Origin of the sequence: Acetobacter fallax, from assembly GCF_011516735.1 — a bacterium.
Taxonomy (GTDB): Bacteria; Pseudomonadota; Alphaproteobacteria; order Acetobacterales; family Acetobacteraceae; genus Acetobacter; species Acetobacter fallax.
Map to the genome: position 1 here is coordinate 40759 of NZ_WOSX01000010.1, position 19754 is coordinate 60512.

At 54.8% G+C, this 19754-nt stretch carries 13 protein-coding genes and 1 pseudogene; 6 read left to right on the forward strand and 8 right to left on the reverse strand.

The window, feature by feature from the left end; genetic code table 11:
- Positions 1–507: 507 nt before the first annotated feature.
- The 7 genes from GOB85_RS07345 to GOB85_RS07375 all read right to left on the reverse strand — a co-directional run bounded on the left by GOB85_RS07345 (position 508) and on the right by GOB85_RS07375 (position 12512).
- Positions 508–1797, reverse strand: coding sequence for a glycosyltransferase family 61 protein (locus tag GOB85_RS07345; protein ID WP_173576922.1), 1290 nt, complete (start codon positions 1795–1797; stop codon positions 508–510).
- Positions 1798–2957: 1160 nt separating this feature from the next.
- On the reverse strand, positions 2958–3974 hold the full coding sequence (gene holA / locus GOB85_RS07350) for a DNA polymerase III subunit delta (protein ID WP_173576962.1): 1017 nt from the start codon (positions 3972–3974) through the stop codon (positions 2958–2960).
- Positions 3975–4025: 51 nt separating this feature from the next.
- A complete protein-coding gene (locus GOB85_RS07355; RefSeq protein WP_242011347.1) occupies positions 4026–4727 on the reverse strand; it encodes a hypothetical protein in 702 nt (233 codons plus the stop codon).
- Between the two features lies 1 nt (position 4728).
- Positions 4729–7347 (reverse strand): leucine--tRNA ligase, encoded by a 2619-nt coding sequence (gene leuS / locus GOB85_RS07360; protein WP_173576960.1) that lies wholly within the window; start codon positions 7345–7347, stop codon positions 4729–4731.
- Between the two features lie 122 nt (positions 7348–7469).
- Entirely contained in the window at positions 7470–7982 is a 513-nt protein-coding gene (locus GOB85_RS07365) for a DUF3576 domain-containing protein (protein ID WP_173576921.1), read from the reverse strand.
- Positions 7983–8151: 169 nt separating this feature from the next.
- Positions 8152–10221 carry an AfsR/SARP family transcriptional regulator gene (locus GOB85_RS07370; RefSeq protein ID WP_173576920.1) on the reverse strand — a complete coding sequence of 690 codons (2070 nt, stop codon included), beginning with the start codon at positions 10219–10221 and terminating at the stop codon, positions 8152–8154.
- Positions 10222–10772: 551 nt separating this feature from the next.
- Positions 10773–12512, reverse strand: coding sequence for a Hint domain-containing protein (locus tag GOB85_RS07375; protein WP_173576919.1), 1740 nt, complete (start codon positions 12510–12512; stop codon positions 10773–10775).
- Between the two features lie 429 nt (positions 12513–12941).
- Here GOB85_RS07375 and GOB85_RS07380 point away from each other — a divergent pair, with 429 nt between their 5' ends.
- The 5 genes and pseudogenes from GOB85_RS07380 to GOB85_RS07400 all read left to right on the forward strand — a co-directional run bounded on the left by GOB85_RS07380 (position 12942) and on the right by GOB85_RS07400 (position 18767).
- Positions 12942–13343: a hypothetical protein gene (locus tag GOB85_RS07380; protein ID WP_173576918.1), complete on the forward strand. Its 402-nt coding sequence runs from the start codon at positions 12942–12944 to the stop codon at positions 13341–13343.
- 190 nt (positions 13344–13533) lie between these two features.
- On the forward strand, positions 13534–14844 hold the full coding sequence (locus GOB85_RS07385) for an HlyD family secretion protein (RefSeq protein ID WP_173576917.1): 1311 nt from the start codon (positions 13534–13536) through the stop codon (positions 14842–14844).
- A pseudogene (locus tag GOB85_RS19585) lies at positions 14841–17026 on the forward strand (peptidase domain-containing ABC transporter). Before GOB85_RS07385 ends, GOB85_RS19585 begins: the two are co-directional and overlap by 4 nt.
- A 206-nt stretch (positions 17027–17232) precedes the next feature.
- The gene (locus GOB85_RS07395) at positions 17233–18165 is read left to right on the forward strand and encodes a ribose-phosphate pyrophosphokinase (RefSeq protein ID WP_173576916.1); all 933 of its coding nucleotides are present in this window, start codon (positions 17233–17235) and stop codon (positions 18163–18165) included.
- Between the two features lie 14 nt (positions 18166–18179).
- Positions 18180–18767, forward strand: a complete 588-nt coding sequence (locus GOB85_RS07400) for a histidine phosphatase family protein (RefSeq protein WP_408737051.1) — start codon at positions 18180–18182, stop codon at positions 18765–18767.
- 59 nt (positions 18768–18826) lie between these two features.
- Here GOB85_RS07400 and GOB85_RS07405 read toward each other — a convergent pair whose 3' ends face one another.
- Positions 18827–19066 (reverse strand): hypothetical protein, encoded by a 240-nt coding sequence (locus GOB85_RS07405; protein WP_173576915.1) that lies wholly within the window; start codon positions 19064–19066, stop codon positions 18827–18829.
- Positions 19067–19185: 119 nt separating this feature from the next.
- Between GOB85_RS07405 and GOB85_RS07410 the strand changes: the two genes are divergently transcribed.
- Positions 19186–19620, forward strand: a complete 435-nt coding sequence (locus GOB85_RS07410) for a CHRD domain-containing protein (RefSeq protein ID WP_242011348.1) — start codon at positions 19186–19188, stop codon at positions 19618–19620.
- The last annotated feature ends 134 nt before the right edge of the window (positions 19621–19754 follow it).

Consider the following 19754-nt stretch of genomic DNA (forward strand, 5'->3'; position numbering starts at 1 on the left):
TCCGACCCGGAAGGGGGCGCTGTCCCCTCACCCCGATCTGTTGAGTAATACCTGATACCAGAGGTTGTGAGTATTGACCTGTCGATGAGAATATCCGGGCTCTGCCCGGACCCGGCAGGGACCGCAGGCCCCTGCACCCCGGTCTGCTGATCATAAAACGGTTTGCAAAGGCTCTGTTGTCATTAAGTGTTGGCTTCTTCCCAGGGCTTTGCTCTGGAACTGACCAAAGGTCACAGACCTTTGGAAACATGCTTATTTATCAACAGATTGGGGTGAAGGGGTCCGCGACCCCTTCCGGGTTCGGGCAGAGCCCGATCTTTTTCTAACCCTTTGAAAAATCACAGATCAACACTTAACGACAACAGAGCCTTTGCCGGGTTCCAGGGCAGAGCCCTGCCAGTCCTGCCCCTGCCAGTCCCGCACAGGTCGAAGCCCGGACCCTCCGGTATAATACCCTTCGGCGGAATACGGCGCGAAAGCACCCTGCCTCGCTGGCTGGTATTATTCTTACATCATCATAAAACCGCCAGTCGTTACCTGCTCCGTCATTTCCCGTTCCAGAAGACGCAGGGACATCGCTCTGGCTTTCACCAGCGCTGAACCGGTCAGCTCAATAAATGTGACGTATTCCCATTCACGGAAATGCTCCGCCCCAAAAAACGCGTCCCGATCCTCCGCGCCAGGAGCAAGACTTAACCAGCGTTTTGAATCAGGCTGCCGGATGCCATACCGTATCGTATCCCCGATTGTTTCTTCGGTAACCACGCACGGAACGAAGGCGGCCAGCTGAGAGGTGGATGCTGTGGTGACGGGGAGAGGAACGGAAGACAAGGCAAACAGACTACAGATATTCTGATCCGTAATCTGCAGAATCATGTCGCACACCTGATTATCGGCTTCTGCCGCCATGGATGAAATAAGGCGCCCATCGGAAAGACGGGCACACAAACGTTTTCCATCCTGTCCGGTCATACGAAAAAAAAGAGTTTTTTCGGATACCGCCGGAGCACGGGCTGTTTTTCGGCTTCTTACCTCATCCCGTTTCTGAAAAAACTCTCTGGAAAATTCAGCGGCCAGCGCAACAGGATCCGAAATATGAAAAGTGCGGCGAAAGTTTTTCTGAGCCCCGACTTCATGACTTTCGTCACAGGCAACATATCGGAAATCAGCATTATTACAGCGATCAAGAAGATAAAAAGATGGCGAGATATGCAAACCAATATTCAGAACGAGACCAAACGGTTCCCTGGCAAAAATACTGGTATGCATATTGGAACCCAGAATTCCGCAGGCTCCGCCAGAATTCCTGAAAAAAGAGATCTGCTCTCTGAGATTATGCTCTTCCGGAGCGATGATCCGAAAGCCATAAGTTTCAAGTTCTGAACATAACTCAGCTTCGTTATCCCAGTTGACAACGCCATACGGAAGATTTTTTTTCGTCAGAAAAACAGGTTGATCGTTACTGTCAAAAGAAATTCTGTCACCCATCTGGTTTGTAAAATCCAGGAAAGAACGCATGACGTAATGATTCAGCTGAACGCAGGATTCCGGCACCAGAAGATGCCGGACAAGCGTGGTGGACAGCGGTGAAATCAGACAGTCTTCAGAAATACCGGCGAGTTTCATCAAATCCCGGAACCAGGGCGTCCCCAGGCCAGGACCACAATGCACGAGGATTTTAGCGTTTACCCCCATTGTGTTGCGGAGATACCAGAGACGAGGCAGGAATTCCAGGAGCGTATGCCCATAATGGAGCCCGATCATACCCCCATAGATGGCACATTCGATTTCCGGCATGTGAATACTGTTGCGCAGACCCGGTGCAACCCATTCCTGTCCATGACCAAGGGAATTAGCCCCTGTATAAGAGCAGCCTGCGTGTTGATACGACCATCCAGGTCATAAATGCCCCAGGGATGGGAGCCATGATGATCATTTTTCGGGTAAAAAACTGTATCCTGAACATGGCTTATCTGAGGCTTCAGATGCTTCTGTTCTGCCAGATTATCCGGAACGACGCAGTCTGTAAGCATATTCATCCCTGCTACCTTAGTGAATTCTGAGAAATCAACGACAACAGAACGTCCGGTTATACCAGAGGGTCTGGCCTTTGACCTGTGTGAGACTGGCTGTCAGGGCCTGTCAGGGCTCAGCCCTGGAACCCCCGGCAAAAGCTCGCCTTTACAAATCGTCTTATGATCAGCAAACCGGGGTGCAGGGGCCTGTGGTCCCTGCCGGATCCGGGCAGAGCCCGGATGCTCTCATCGACAGGTCAGTCTTCACAACCTCTGGTATTATCCGGTAAAAAAGCTCTCATGCCGGTCACCGGCCCGATCAGACAGCCCGGATTTTCGTCAATACAAAAGAAGACACACCACACGTCACCTCTCTGCGTTAAATAGCAGAGAAAGCCGGATGAGATCAAAATTCATCCTTCAAAACAGCACATTTTCGGAACCATCAGAATTCGATCCGGTCTGATTTCCACAGGCGACGTCCTGAGATATCCAGGCGGCCTGTCATATTCTGAAGCTGAAAACGGGCAGTCCGCAAATCACCCCGGAGGACCAGCCCGTCCCTCCCGCTCGCCATCTTTCACAAGCACTCTCCTGTTCGACCAGCAGGAATGCAGGGGCCTGCGGTTCTTATCGCAGCATCAGAGACCCCCTTCAGCTGAACCCTCGCCCCGCAACGCCCCTCGTCCCCATACAAACTGCAATCAAAAAAAACAGGCGCTGACCCGGGCTACACGAAAATTTCCATTCCAGAGTCAAAACAACAATATCCATAACTTTCTGGAATCAGACTCATTTCCGTCCCGTCTCCGAAACAGACCAATACCGTCGGAAAAAGAAAATCCCCTGGCCTCACGACACGGAGACAGACCTCCTCCCACAAACCCGATTCACCTGATCAGGGCCCATACCCATGCCGCCTTTGCAACAGGCCCACTGTCGTCACCGCCGTCGCGACGCCGCAGCCGCCTTCGCCGCGATGACCGAAAGATGTCGCCGACATAGCAGCATATCCATCGCCCCCGTCTGCTTGCAGGACAGCTCGAACGCCTGAGTCCGCTGCGCCAGTTCCGCCAGCGCCGGCAGCGACCACAGGCTGAGCGCCCGCTCGAAACTCTGCTGCTTTTTGAAAAACACTGGCGGGCGCAGTGATTTCATTGCCTCAACCCGGGATTCGCCCTGCTCCGTCGCCGCCTTCACCCGACGCAGCCGACTGATATGCCCGAGCAGAACCCGCGCCACCGCCACAGGATTAGCCCCTTCGGACAAAGCCCGCTCCAGCGCCAGATCAGTTCCGGCCCGATCTCCTTCCAGGGCGAGAAACACCGAATCATCAATCGACGCAGAGCCGGAATCCCCGATGCAAACCCGAACATCCTCAAGATCAAGCTCGTGATCCGGTCCGGCATAAAGCGCCAGCTTCTCAATCTCGTTGCGAACTCCCGCCCGGTCTGAGCCAAGCTGCGTCACCAGCCAGCCCAGAGCCTCATTGGTAATCCTGACCTGCCTCTCTCCGAACATGCGGCGCACCGAGCCTTCAAGTACCCGCCCTTCCTCGGGATAGCAGCCGATTGACGCGGAATCCTGCCGCGCTTCAGCCAGCTTCCGCAACTTCGCCCGCGCCGGCAGAACGCCCGCCTCCACGATGATCAACGCCGAGCCCACACCATCGAGAACACTGGAAACCGGCCCGGCCAGACTGTCAGATCCCTCCCGGACCCAGACCACCCGCTGCCCGCCATCCAGCGACAACGCCGTCGCCTCCTCCGCAAACCGGTCATGAGTCTCGCGCGTCAGCGCCGCCACCCGAAACGGATCATCAAGGGAGCCAGCCACCCGCCGTGTCAGATCGGACGCATATTCCCGAATCAGCCCGCTATCATCGCCGTGGAGCAACACAAAGCGCCAGGCATCCGGCGCGTTAAGAACCTTACCGATCGAGCGGGCATCGATTTTCACCATGCGAGAACCAGGACTTCGGTTGTCGTGAGCCGCAGCATGACGTTGCGTCTATTCACCAGCCGGATTGCTGTTCGGGTCCAGTCGCCCGGTCGCCATGGCCGGCAGACCATCATCACCGGCGCGCTCGACGGGCTGCTCCTCGCTTGAGTTGGGGATACCATTCGGGACAGGGTAATAAGCCGGCGTTTTCTTCGTGCTGGTCGCCGTCGGCGCTTTGGTTTCAAACCAGACGGAAACCTGCTGCGTCACACTTTCCGCAAGAGTTTTCGCAACACGTGCCTGAAGGGTCTCGGTGTTGAGGCTCTGAGTGAAATACTGCTCAAACGTGCCGTTCATCCCGTCCATGGTTGTCGCATCGCCCTCCGCAAGCAGTTTGGGATACTGTGCAACCGTGAAAAGACGCCAGTGCGCCCGACCGACAACACGATTACGCCCGGAGGTGTTGTCAGAGTGAATATCAATCACTTCGTTGCTCATGGACGGGCTCACATACAGCGTAAACCCGTCGGGGTCTTCCGGCCCCGCACCGGCCATATCTTCCTGAAGAGCAAGCCGGACAAGCTGACCATACCGGTCAGGGATGCCGGCGACATAGACACGCTTAAGCGTCTCGCTGACCCCGGTATGTTTTGCGGTATCCTCATAGAGCGGCCGGAATCCGCATCCTGAAAGGCCGACCGGCGTGGCCAGCATAAGCAGGCAGGCAGCCTTCACAAGCGGAGCGGACATACGACCACGCGTGACCCACATCTTATTTCGCCACCACGAAATTGACGATCCGGTTCGGCACATGAATGCGTTTCACGATTTTCTGTCCCTCCAGAAGCCGTGCGACATTGGGCTCAGCTTCGGCACGGGCCAGCACCGCAGCCGGTTCCTCATCCGGTTCCGCCTCGATCGTGCCCCGGAGTTTCCCCATGATCTGCACGGCGAGATGAACCCGCGTCACCGCGAGAAGCGCCGGATCAGCTTCCGGCCAGTTCCGCTCAGCGACAAGAGTCTGACCCGGCTCAAGCGCCGCCAGAAGCTCCTCCGCCAGATGCGGCATCATCGGCGCGACCAGAATGGAGAGCGTACGCGCGGCCTCACGCCGGGCAAAAGCCATACCGGCTTCCTGAGCAAAGCGCTCGGCCTCTCCCAGAGCCGAAGTCAGTTCGTGAAGGCGCGCCACGGCAACATTCACGGCGAATCCTTCAAGCGCTTCCGTGACAGCCGCAATAGTACGATGCGTCGCACGCCTCAGCTTGTCAGTCGCTTCAGGCAGTTCATCTGGCAGCACAGAATCGGCAGGGCAGTCAGAGACCACACCTTTTACAATACGGAACAGCCGTTGTACGAACCGGCCCGCACCGGTTACACCAGCTTCCGTCCACTCCATATCCCGTTCCGGCGGACTGTCAGACAACACGAACCAGCGCGCCGTGTCCGCACCAAAGCGATCAATGATCGCCGAAGGCGCCACCGTGTTCCGCTTCGATTTCGACATTTTCTCAACGCGCCCGACGGTCACAGCACTGCCATTTTCGCGATGCGTGGCCCCGACCGAACTCCGTTCGATCTCCTCCGGATACAACCAGTTTCCGTTGCTGTCCTTATAGCTCTCGTGATTGACCATCCCCTGGGTGAAGAGGCCGGCAAACGGCTCCGCCACATCAAGGTGACCGGTCTCCTTCATAGCGCGGGTAAAGAAGCGGGCATAAAGCAGATGCAGAATGGCGTGCTCGATGCCACCGATATACTGGTCAACGGCCAGCCAGCCATCCGCCGCCGCCCGCACCGTCGGAGTGGGAGCATGCGGTGCCGTGAACCGTGCGAAATACCAGGAACTGTCAACAAAAGTATCGAACGTATCCGTCTCCCGTATAGCGGCATTTCCGCAGGACGGGCAGACAACATGCTTCCAGCTCGGATGATGGTCGAGCGGATTGCCGGGGCGATCAAATGTCACGTCCTCTGGCAGGACGACCGGCAACTGGTCATCCGGGACCGGAACAGCACCACAACTCTCGCAATGAATGATCGGGATCGGGCAACCCCAGTAGCGCTGACGCGACACGCCCCAGTCACGCAGCCGCCAGTTGACGACGCCATTGCCAATACCAAGTCCCTCAAGACGACTGATCGCCTCTTTCCGGGCTGCTTCGCAGGTCTCGCCATCCAGAAAGCCGGAATTGATCATGGTGCCTTCGGCAGTCCATGCTTTGTTCGTGATCCGGAAGCTGTCCGCCTCTTCACCCGGCGGCAAAACAACAGCTTTGAACGGCAGATCATACTTGCGGGCGAAATCGAGGTCACGCTGATCACCGGCCGGGCAGCCGAACAGGGCGCCGGTGCCATAATCCATCAGCACGAAATTGGCGATCCATACCGGAAAGGCTGCATCCGGCAGGAATGGGTGAGCCACTTTAAGACCCGTATCGAAACCACGCTTTTCTGCTGTCTCGACAGCCTCCACCGACGTTCCGAGACGGCGGCATTCCGCGACAAATTCCGCAGCCTCAGGGTTCTTAGCCGCAATTTTGGCCGCAAGCGGATGATCCGGCGCAATGGCCAGAAAGGCCATACCAAAAAGCGTTTCAGGCCGGGTGGTAAATACCTCAACAGAATCGAGGTTCTCGTCGAAACCTTTTGGCGGCCGGGCAAGCGAGAATCGCAGCCGGGCACCTTCCGAACGTCCAATCCAGCGCTCCTGCATGACGCGGACACGGTCTGGCCAGCGATCAAGTGTTTTGAGACCATCCAGCAGATCAGGCGCGAATTTCGTAATACGCAGAAACCATTGAGAAAGCTGTTTTTTCTCGATCGGCGCACCGGAACGCCAGCCTTTGCCATCAACCACCTGTTCGTTGGCAAGAACAGTATGATCCACCGGATCCCAGTTCACCCAGGATTCACGGCGATCAACAAGGCCTGCCTTGAAAAAGTCCAGGAACAGCTTCTGCTGCTTGCCGTAGTAATCCGGCAGACAGGTAGCAATTTCACGATCCCAGTTGAGCGAAAAACCGAGACGCTGCAGCGTCTCGCGCATCGCGGCAATGTTAGCCAGAGTCCATTCCTGTGGATGGACGCCACGCTCGCGCGCCGCATTTTCAGCCGGAAGCCCGAACGCGTCCCATCCCATCGGGTGCAGCACGGCAAACCCGCGGGCGCGCTTATAGCGTGCTATTACGTCTCCCAGAGCATAATTCCGCACATGCCCCATATGAAGCTGCCCGGACGGATAGGGAAACATCTCCAGAACGTAGTATTTTGGCTTTCCGGCAGGAGGGACATCCGGGACTGTGAACACCCCGGCCCTATCCCATTGTTCCTGCCAGTGACGCTCCACGTTGCGGAAATCGTAATGGGTCAGAGCATCATCGGCGGTCATAGTGGCTTCATCCAGAAAACGGGGAATATGGCCACTCTGCGCTTCAAAGAAAGCGAAGCCCGATAATGGCCGGATCATGCGACAGGGCCGTCACCACAAAAAGCGTGACGATCCGGACGATTTCAGTTGTCGCGGTTTCCATTGTCGGCACGAAGTTCGCGCGCACGCGCCAGGATCTTCGAGGTGATATCCGAGGCCATGTTCGCGGCCGGCGGCGTATCGGTCCAGGCACCATCCTGATAGACCTGCCGGAACACGCTGACGCGCAGAGCGTCTGAGCGGAGGCGACGATCAAGGATATATGCCGTGATCTTGAAACGCTCACTATGCGCAGCCGGTGGTGTGAACCAGTCTGTCAGTATGAAACCGCCAACGGCATCAGCGGACGCTATGGGCATAAAAGACAGTGTATCCAGCGCGCCACGCCACAAATAGGCATTAACGCCGCCTGCCAGCTGATCGTCGCCGCCAGTTGCGCCGCGATCTTCACTGAGAAGGTGATTACGGGGGGCCGTCAGATCGCTGGCTTTGTCACCACCGGAACATGCGGTCAGCGTAAAGAGTGTGAGAACTGTGACCACACATGCTGTATGTCTGGCACGCAATGAAGTCCGGTGAACGCGAGTGGTGGGCATGTGGTGCTGCGACTCCTGTAGCAAGACCCGCCAACTGGCCTCACCCTTTGTGAGAGCCTCCTGGTATCAGGGCGCGGTAAAATGAGGCACGACCGGGACAGTCTGCAAGTCGCTTTCATATCCCGTTGAGCAGACGCCGCCAAGCACCACTGACCTTTCTCGCCAGATATTAACGTCCCTGAGAGGCGGCAGGTGCCGTTTCGGGTATTCCTGCGCTGATTAGTAGTTTAGTGAGAATTATCCGTTGCGATGCGGGAAAATGACTGTAATGCGCCATGACCATATTCACTGACAGACACGGAGCCAGCCGGGCCAGATAGTCTTTTAAAACGTCTCTTTCGCCCTGAGTGTCTGCCGCTCCTTCACGTTGCAACTGATCCAGTGCGGCAAGGCAAAGCACAAGCATCGCTATACGGGTCGGTGCCGTGCTGAGGGATGTTTTTGCCCGCCTGACTGCATCTGATGTCCGGCCGGTCAGAAGCAACAGAAGGACAAAATCAACATCGAACAGATCCATGAACGGATGTGTCGGGTGAGATTTCATAAAAAGTTCTACTGCGTCGTACGCAGCAGCGGCATCGCCATTTGCGAGACTCGAATAAGCATCAATAGTAGCGATGACCCCACCTGAGGGAGTGACTGATTTCAACTCCTCCAGCAAGGAGCATCCATAGGTCTGATCAATCGGATTATTCAGGAGCAACCGTGTCAGAATCAGACGTCCGGTTATACTTTCCGGCATTACCCGAACAAGATGCCGCGCGGCATCTGTTGCAGCGTCAATATCCTCTTTGTACTTAACTACACTCCACTGCTCAAAGGATCTTACCAGCCGGAAAATTGCCGACACAAGAAGCAGAAACGGATGATCAGGCTCTCGCTGCAATGCTCGTTCAAGCAGCATCTGCACCTGCAAATAGCTACCTGGATCATTCCGACTGACAAGAGCGAGTGCGCGTAAACCTGCTTCGACAGGCAGGAGGTCCTCCGCTGAACGACCTGCCGCATTCCGGGCTTCCGTAACCGCGATCCGCCAGGCAATCTCTGTCGTAAGCAGAGCCGCAATATCATCAATGGTTTCGGGCGTAATATGAAAGCGATCAGCCCAGATGATGACGTTACCTCGTCGCTGATCAGTAACACGGATTGTCAGACGTGCAGCATTATCATGAGTTTCAGCGGAGAAAGTCCCCGGCAATATTGTACAGGCCTGAAATTTTGTTTCCACGAGATAATCAGGCTGTGGCAGGTTTTCAGATCGTGTCCCCTTCTCCTTGTCCGAACTGATATTACAAGGCGGGAATATGGATAAAAATCCGAATTGCACCAACTCCGCAGCCAGAAGGTCGAACAACGTCTCCACCTGCCCCGCAGAAATCGGCAGACGCGGGCCGGCCATCATTTGCAAAAAACCGACACTCGCAATATGGCCACTTAAAACACCGTGATGTTCGAAGTGGTCAGCAGACGACTGCCCTGAAGGAAGGTGAATGGCCAAATCTGAAAGTTCCGGCCTGCCAGCGTCCGGAGGTGTAGTGCCTCGTTCTAATGCTCCTTTACCATTCACATGCTGTGCGCGAAGTTCAGAGATAACAGCCATTGTTGACGGACCCGGCTCGGCATCCAATGTCTCACGAAAAGCTGCCAGGCATTGTTCGGCAGAGAAAAGCCCGGCTCTGGTGTCATTTCTTCGTGCAAGCTCCCGAAGCTGAACTTTCCAGGCATTTTCGTTGAGCCGATCGAGGTGCAACAGGCGTGATGCCGCAATCATCTTCTGCTCAGTCTCAGAAAGAGACAGAAGCGCCTGCTCCAGAGTAGCTATGAGATGTTGCTGCAGTCTGTTTCTTTGTGCCGCAAGCCATTCATCAAGCGCCGGATCAACTGAATCAAGATCGGTCAGCAGCGCCGCATCTGTTCCGGGAAGTTTGAGAATACCGGATGCCGTTGCGTTCAGATACCGCTCGGCATCAACTGCCGTCAGTATCGGCTTTAGAGCAAGCGTATGCCTCTGAACGTCGAGAATATCCGTTCCCAGAGGACTCAATACGTCCGAAAGACGATGAATTTCCTGTCGAAGTGAGGCCCGTGCCTGCTCATCCGAACGACGGCTCCAGAGGAGATGCGCAAGGGACCGACGCGTTACTGCACGCCGATCTGACAACGCCAGTATAGCCAAAAGGCCCCGGGTCTTAGCACCCGTCGGCGTGATCAGAGAGCCATCCAGCATCTGAACAGACATTGAACCCAGAAGTTCAACTCGCAGAATCGCTGCGTCGGATTTTCTTAGTCCCGGTTTTGTTAACTCAAACAAACCCATACGCTCCTGCTCGACCCATATCGCCGGAATCTCACCGCACATAAGTGGCAAAGGAGCCGATGAACGGACTTTCAGATTCCCTTTGTGAGAGTTCCGGATCAGAGCCCACAACTCAGTTGAGCCGGAGTATTAAGGCAAAACAGTTTCATACGAATGAACGTTTGTTTCGGAAATGTTCCTGAACACAGGCTCCGTTACCGTCGAAACTCACAAAGCGGCAAGCCTGGATTGCCCATTCTGCCGTTTTTCGGATTATTGCCCGTGCAGCAGTTCCATCGTGATGTGAGGCTGGATTAAGGCATTATTATGAGACATCCCCGGGCAGTATCGCTTCAGAAACAGACCTGAATCTGAAATAAACCCGACTGTATCCGTTTGGCTAAAATAGTGCAGGTAGAAAAAAGGAGGGCATATGCCCTCCTTTTTTCTTCTCCTACCCGCTCCGGAAAGGATCGGGCCGCTATAGATTGCGATCAGGCAACCTGAATTCCGGCGACATCCGAAACATCAATCAGATAAGGACCAGCAGAAAGCACTTCAATTTCAACCATTTTTGCAAACAGTCCCTCAGAGGCCAGCCCCAGTGACAGCAGAGCATCACCTGCCGTCCAGCGACCGACACCACCCTCGCTGACATGCCAGCCATCGACAGCGTCTGCATCTTTGCAGGCTGTCAGTGCATGACGCTCACGGCCGTTCGCAATGAAGATGTTACCGATTAGAACACCCAGTGTGCGACGGTCATCACAGAAGGGACCAATCGCCTCAGAAGGGCGGGCAGCGTTCGTGACGACCCGGACAGTTTCGACACTGGCCGGAACCATGAAGCAGTAGGTCCGGTCAATATGACGGACCGGACGAATTTCACGGCCATCTTCTGTAACAAGCCGGATGTCCGGATCCACGACAGACTGCTTTGATACTCTTGCGGCGTCCATTTCCATGCCGAGTTGCCCGGCCCGTGTAGCAAGGTTCTTCCAGATCGGTTCAACCATGTCACGATCGGTAGTAAGCGGAGCTGCCGCATCGCTCTGCCAGTCTTTACCACCAGCAATAACCAGACCACCAGCAAAGTGAGGGCGCATGGAACGAATGACGGAGTTCTCGAATGTGCCACGGTTGCCCGTATCGAGATAGCTTTCGCTAAGCAGCCCTTCAGACACAATCACGGCGTGCTCATCAAGCTCGACATGATAGAAGTCATACGATGTCATGCTGCGTTCAACGATGATGGACCGGCCATTGACCAGCATGCGAACCGGGATAAAGCGGCCATCGACATACACACAATGCTCTGATGTAACGAGCAGATCACGATGAGGAGCATCTGTGCCGAAGGCGTCTTTGACGATACGGACCGGATAGGCGTCCTGATCGAAACCAAGCTTTGCGACGTCAGCATGGGAACGGCCCAGCCATGCAAGCGGACGGTAAGCAATCTCCCCATTGGTCAGAACTGCGATTTCATCGCCTTCGGAGAGGGTCTCAACCTGCTTTTCGCCATTGCGCGTCAGGATATGCGTACCGGGCAGGAAGCAGCCGTCAATCTGGCAGGAATCATTCTTATCGGTATGAAAATACGTTACCGGGCAGCCTTTCTCCACAGTCACGGGGACACCAATATAGCCCGGAGACGGATTACCCTGCGGGTTGGCTGGCGTGCCGGTGACGGGGATTGCGCTATCCTGCTTGATAATAAGCGTGGAACTGGTCGTGTCAGATCCGCCAATACCGACATTCGATCCGTAACCACCAGGCACATTCTGCGCGCAGAGACCAGCACCGGAACCAAAATTGGCAATCGTCGCATTCTGAAGCGACGGATAAGTATAGAACTGATCACCGCCAGCCGACAGATCTTCACCCGCCATATTGGCCTGATAAGCCCACTTGCCGCTGGTGTTTTCCAGAACAAGCGTTGACCCTGTACCGGACATGTCAATGGTACCGGCGACATGAGCGCCCGTCTTGATGTCGAGATGGGCACCGTTGACATTAATTCCGCCGGTAGATGCCGAAGAATTGAAATCCTTCGTGACGGCTGTGCCGACCGTTACATTGTCTGGCAGAACATACCACTTACCTGATGCAAGGGTAATCGTACCAGAATTACCTTCCAGGATGTATGGATCGACCTCAGTACCAGTGCCGCCTGAAGTAGCGGCCGTGGCAGTCAGCGCGCTGCTGGTGTTCGTTTTTGTGCTGTCGAGCATGTAAGGTTCCTTGGGGTTCCGGACGACAGGGCATCCGTTTGGCTTTTTTTAACTTTTTATAACTTTCTCTGTCAACGAAATAAAACGTTAAATGTTTTGATTTTACAAACAATTTAGAATTAATCTTCAGATGATTATTCAGGTTAATCCTGCAATGTTGTTGAGCTGACCAGCAATATTCCAATGCATTTCAAAATGATAAAACAAACGCAGCAAAACAATAGAACCTCTCTCATATTAATAAAGAACAATGCGATGTTACGTCTTTCGTGGCATGTCCAGCATCTGGTGCATTTATTCTCTGGAACAGGCCTCTAAAAAATATTAACAACCTCTTAAGGCGAGGCGTTGTGGTGACATCACGCTCGTCATTGCTCATTCCGCTGAGAAATCTGACGCGGGAGGGCATAAAATATGGAGAGAACTCAGATGCGTGAACTAACAATGATGGAACTCAATGAAGTTTCCGGGGGATGCAATACGCACCCATCCTGTAGCCCTCGGCCAGCCTGTAATCCGCACCCGTCCTGCACGCCAGGCGCTGCCTCTATCGCGGCTTATGCCGGGTATCTCGCTGGCGAATATAATGTACAGGCAGACATTTTTAATCATGCGAGTTGCTCAACAATAAGCTCAGCTCAACAGAATGTTTATACTGATACCAAAATGGGATACACGGCTGGTCTGAGCATGACAGTTTGTCAGGCAACCACCCTGCTTAACAATGTCGTTTCAGCGATTCATTCAGCTGTAAGCCTTAATCAGTGCGGCTATGTCACTGCCATGAGCACAATCGACTTCCCGCCGAATACAACTGGCAACCTGGGCTGATGTTTCGAACAGGGTGCGTGCCGGAATACTGAGCGCACTGTCATTACAGATGAACTGACGGTCCTCCTGCCGCGCTGTGTCAGGCAGCGCGATCCGGTGGACCGTCTTTTTCTTTTCTTTATCTTTATCTGTATCTTTCTGTCGTTAATTTATCAGCGACACGCTCCGTACCCGAGAGATTCCTTTCTGTATGTCGTCACTTTATCGCCAGGAAGCGCTGGATGCTCGTCGCCAGGCGTGGCTCGGACAGGTGCAGGCAGCACAATCCCTGTCTGTCCGGGTTATTTCCTGGGCAACACTCGGACTTGTCCTTCTTACAATTCTCTACCTGCGTTTCGGTATCTACACGCGCCGTGTTCATGCGACGGGACTGATGCTGCCGCCAACGGGGCTCATTACCATCGATGCCAGCACAACTGGCATCATCAGCAAAAGACTGGCTGAAGAAGGAATGCAGGTGCATAAAAGCCAGCAGCTCTTCGTGATCGACCTTGAAGCGAGAACAACTGCTGGCGCGACACAGGAGCATGTTCTCACTCAGTTGCGCCGTCAGCGCGACTTATTTGAGAGGCAAAAAGAGATCCGGGTTGCTGATGCACCCGTCGAGAAACAGGCTCTGGTGAATCAGATCAGGAACCTGCAGCAACAGCACGTGCTGACCGGGCAGCAGCTTGCAAATGATGCCAAAGTACTTCCTGTGGTTGAAGCTGCGGTAAGACGAATGAGGGATGCGGAAAGTGCTCATCTCGTCACCGAAACACAGTTTCAGAGCCAGCTTTATACTTATGCTCAGCTTCTTAGCAGTCACGCTCAGTTTCTTCAGAATTATACTGATACTGAAGGTAAGATTTCAGACAACACCTCGAAGCTGATGCGATATGATCGTCAGACAGCGCATGATATCAACGACCTTGACCGGCAGATTGCTCAGATCGACCAGCAGATTGACGAGAGTGAAAGCCACCGCGAAATCATCATCGAAGCCCCGGAAGACGGTATTCTGAGTGCCGTGCGAGGAAATCCGGGACAGCAGGTCAGTGCAGGAACACCGCTGGTAACCCTGCTTCCGACAGGTCGTACACTTGATGCCGAGCTTTACGTCACGAGCGCTTCAATCGGCTTTGTCCGGGAAGGACAGCCGGTTCTGTTGCGTTATGCTGCTTTTCCTTATCAAAGATTCGGCCTTGCCCGGGGACGGGTAACAGAAATTACCCGTGCGCCTTTGACAGCAACGGAGCCGGGACAAGGTCAGCAACAACAGCAGAACGGCAGTTCGAAAGACCAGAAATCGTCTTCCGGATCAGATCTGTACCGAATACGGGTCAGGCCTGATTTGCCGTATATACTGGCCTACGGACAAAAAAAGCCGATTCAGGCCGGGATGGAGGTCGAGGCAGATATCGCAATCGATTCGCGGCGTCTCTACCAGTGGATATTCGACCCGGTGACAAGCATGCGTGACAGTATTATGTCGGTCAGCGGCGGGCTCGTCGATAAATGAGCAATGCTTTCGATTCCCTTCAGTTTGGTTTCGGCAAAAAAGTGCCGGTTGTCCTTCAGGTCGAGGCGGCGGAGTGTGGTATCGCCTGTCTGGCCATGATTCTCGGATATTACGGGCATCAGATTGATCTTGCCACTTTGCGGCGACGCTATTCGGTTTCTATCAAAGGCGTGACGCTGCGCAGCCTGGTACAGGCTGCCGATACGCTCAGTTTCACCAGTCGCGCGGTTCGTCTGGAACTGGATGATCTGCCCAGGCTGCGAACGCCCTGTATCCTCCATTGGGGGATGAACCATTTCGTGGTTCTGGTCGCTGTCAAAGGTGATCTGATCACAATCAATGATCCGGCTGTCGGACGCCGGACGGTGCCATTCGACGAAGTTTCCCGTGAATTTACGGGAGTTGCACTTGAGGTCACGCCCAACGAGACATTTGAACGTAAGGACGACCGCGAAACCATTCGGCTACGGGACATGTTTCGTCACGTTGCCGGACTGCGTGGCGCGCTCATGGGGCTGTTTTTTCTGTCGCTGGGGCTGGAAGTCATCGCGCTTATTTCGCCGATGATTTCACAGGTCGTGATCGACGAGGTGATCGTAACTGCGGATCATGATTTGCTGATGACGATCACCTTCGGTCTGGCCATGCTTCTTTTGCTGCAGATGTTCATAGGCTCGGTGCGAACCTGGGCTGTAACATTGTTCAGCACACGGGTCGGTCTTGAATGGAATACAAGTCTTTTTGACCATCTGACCCGTTTGCCGCTCGATTATTTCAGCAAACGCCACGTCGGAGATGTTCTGTCCCGTTTTGGTTCGCTGGGATCAATTCAGCAGGCTCTGACGACTGATATGGTCCAGACTATCATGGACGGTCTGATGGGCATTGGCATGGGAATCATGTTGTTCATTTACGGCGGCTGGCTGGGCCTGGTTGCCTGTATCGCACTGGTCCTGGATATTCTGCTCCGGCTCGTGACATATCGAACCTATCGCGAGGCTTCAGAAGAACAGATTGTCATTAATGCGCGCCAGCAGAGTCATTTTATCGAGACGCTGCGTGGTATGGCGAGCGTCAAACTGCTCGGTCTTCGGGAGAGGCGGCGCACGACCTGGCTGAACATCGTCATCGACAGTATCAACATCAAACTCAGGCTTCAGCGTTTCGACCTGATCTATGGCCGGCTTGGTGATTTTATTTTCGGTGCAGATCGTCTGATCATGATGGTCCTCGGCGCGAGACAGGTCATGGACGGCTCCATGTCGGTTGGCATGCTGGTCGCGTTCCTGTCTTACAAAGATCAGTTCGCCAGCCGCGTCGGATCTCTTGTGGGAACCGGCTTTAAGCTACGGATGCTGAATATCCAGAGCGATCGTCTCGCTGACATCGTCATGACAGAGCCGGAGCCGGTCAGTCCGACGATTCCCGCGGAGCATCATGACGCTGCAAGCCTTGCCTGCCGTGAAATGTCTGTGCGTTACGCCGCACAGGAACCATGGATTTTCCAGGGTATCGATCTCGACATTCCGGCAGGCCAGAGCGTTGCGATCATCGGGCCATCAGGATGCGGCAAGACGACGCTGCTGAAAGCGATGATGGGGCTTCATCCTATGGATGAAGGGCATATTTTTATTGACGGTGTGGATATATCGGTTTTGTCGCTTGAGGGTTACCGTGAGCGTATTGCCGGCGTATTGCAGGATGACGGACTTTTTTCCGGGTCTGTCGCGGATAATATCAGTGGTTTTGCTGAGCAGCCGGATCAGGAACTGATCACACAATGCGCTGAAAAAGCAGCGATTCTCGATGATATTAAACGTATGCCGATGGGTTTTGAGACGCTCGTCGGCGACATGGGGGGGGCCTTTCAGGAGGACAAAAACAGCGTGTCATTCTGGCCCGCGCACTCTACAAACGGCCGCAAATCCTCTTTCTTGATGAAGCGACAAGTCATCTCGACGAATACACTGAATCGATCGTGGCGGGATCTCTTCGTGACATGAAGATCACCCGGGTCATGGTGGCCCATCGGCCTGCGACGATCGCTCATGCTGACTATATTTATTCGTTTGAGCCGGGAGGTGTGCTGGTGTTGCGCAAGGGTCCCCGGCCGGCTCCGGCAACGGGTGGTTATGCCATTCCGGCGCAATTCGGTTCTTCCTGGACTATTTCCTCTTCGTGACCGGTGGTATCATGCTGATTGCGGCCGGGCCCTAAGCGGAGGCAGTGTTTCGGCCCATATATCCGTGAGCAGAGGTCGCGGATAAGACGGGCAACTGGAAGGAATGCGTTAACACCCGGATGACAGGGGGCGATGACGTTGCTAGAACGCCCGCAACGCCCGGTTGCATGGGTGGCTTGTGGCAGTTTCACGGGAACGTCGGCCAAATGAAGATCGTCGCTTGTAATAGCAATCCACCTCTGGCCGAGGCCGTTGCGGCCGAGCTTAACATGTCTCTTTGCAACGCCTCCGTTCGACGGTTTGCCGATATGGAGATCTTTGTTGAGATCTTCGAGAATGTTCGCGGAGAAGACGTGTTTGTCGTGCAGAGCACCTGCATGCCGACCAATGACAATCTGATGGAATTGCTCATCATGCTGGATGCATTACGCCGGGGTTCCGCGCGCCGCATTACAGCTGTGATGCCATATTTCGGTTATGCCCGTCAGGATCGCAAATCCGGGCCACGCACACCGATCAGCGCAAAACTGGTAGCTAATCTCCTGGTTGAGGCTGGTGCCGACCGAATTCTGACAATGGATCTGCATGCGATGCAGATTCAGGGTTTTTTCGATATTCCTGTCGATAATCTTTATGCGGCACCGCTTTTCGTGCGCGATATTAAAGAACGCTATGGTGATCGTGATCTCATGATCGTCTCACCGGATGTTGGCGGCGTGATACGAGCCCGTCAGCTTGCGCAGCGCCTCAATATAGATCTGGCGATCATCGACAAGCGGCGTGAACGGGCCGGGGTGTCGGAGGTCATGAATGTGATCGGCGATGTCAAAGGGCGTCACTGTCTTCTGGTTGACGATATTGTCGATAGTGGCGGGTCGCTTTGCAATGCGGCTCAGGCAATCAGCAATCAGGGTGCCGCGTCTGTGGGAGCCTATGTAACACATGGCGTGCTGACAGGCCGGGCCGTGGAGCGTATTGCCGAGTCTTCGATCGAGATGCTCACTCTGACTGACAGCATCATGGCGACGGAGGCAGTGCGGGCTGCAAGCAACATCCGGCAGATCAGCATTGCCGGGCTGCTGGCACGGGCTATGAGAGCCGTCTCCGATGAGAGTTCTGTATCGTCACTGTTCGACTGAGCGGGGGCTCCCTGATGATGACTCCGATGCGCTACTGGTATCTCCGTCATGGAGAGACTGACTGGAATAAGCAGGGCCTTTCTCAGGGACGGACTGATATTCCTCTGAACGCGACCGGCCTTGCGCAGGCAGAAGCCGCTGGTGAGTTGCTGACCGGGAGAGCTGCAGGGGCTCTCCGGATCGACCGCATCGTGTCGTCTCCGCTCATGCGCGCGTTGAGGACAGCCGAAGTTGCGGCTGATGCGCTGGAACGCGTGGGGCCACGTCCGTCACTGACAGTGGATCAGGGGCTGGAAGAGGTCTGTTTCGGCGAGCAGGAAGGCCAGTCAATGGGTGCGTGGTACGATGACTGGATCGCCGGTCATTACACACCGCCGGGCGCGGAGCCTTTCATGCTGTTGCGCGATCGGGCCGTCGAGGCTGTAAACAGGGCCCTCGGAGGGCCGGGCACGGTCATGATCGTGGCCCACGGGGCCCTGTTCCGGGCCCTGAGGTCCGCGATGCATCTTCCCGCTAATGTGCGGTTGCCGAACGCCACTCCGCTGGTGGCGGAGCCTCCGGCCATCACAGGCACTCCCTGGAAGCTGACTGTCGTCAGTTAGAGCGCAATAATCGGTTATTCCGAAACGAGTCGCCCGGAATAACGTGATCCCCGGTGAGTTCAGCCGAACAGATTAACTGAAGCTGAGCTGCTCTGCTTGTCCGCTTTGTTGTGGCTTGCCGTGGTGATGACATTTCCTGTGGCATCAAGGCCGATTGAAACAGAACTGCCGTGAGCGCGTTTACCTGTAGCGGAAATATTGGTGTTTCCAAGTGCTGCGGGCGCCCCTGAGGTGCGCGCCTTATGTTGCATTGCGAGCAGGGCATAGCTGGTGCCGCTGAGATTGGAAATTGTTGTCATGACGGTATCCTCCGGAACTGTATTCTGGAGCAAATCTGTTAGCAGGATGTAAATTGCAGTGAACGACGGACCTGCGGGAGCGTTCAGGTGCTGTCTGTTGACGCCATATGGAGGTTATAATGCTCAGAATGCACAAAGCCGTTCCTTTCGCTTTTCTTGCTGCCTGTATGACGGCAGGCGTTTCACCGGCGGCGTGGGCTGCGAAAAGTCAGGTTTTCATTGGCACTTTCAGAGCAGAGCATGGGACGAACACTACGCCTTCGGGTGAAGTTCGGGCGACGCTTAATCCGGATACCAATGTGCTGAGCTATAAACTCTCCTGGAAAGGTTTGTCCGGACCGGTCAACGCTGCTCATTTTCACGGTCCGGCCTCTTTCGACCAGGACGCCGACGTGATGGTTCCTGTGGACGGCCCATATAAAAGCCCGCTCTCAGGAAAAGTAACGCTTGATAGCGAGCAGGCGAAAGAGCTGTCGGATGGGCAGGTTTATCTGAATCTGCACACGGAGGCCTTTCCAAATGGTGAGGCCCGGGCGCAGATGGTCAAACACTGACGGCTGAGTTTTTCGTCAGCAGAGGCAGATGCCGTCAGAATGACAGCATGAGGCGGAAGTGTTCACTGCTCACATCGTGCTCTGTGGATGGTGAAGCCTGTAAAAGAGAGCAGCGGTTGCGACATCGGTTTATT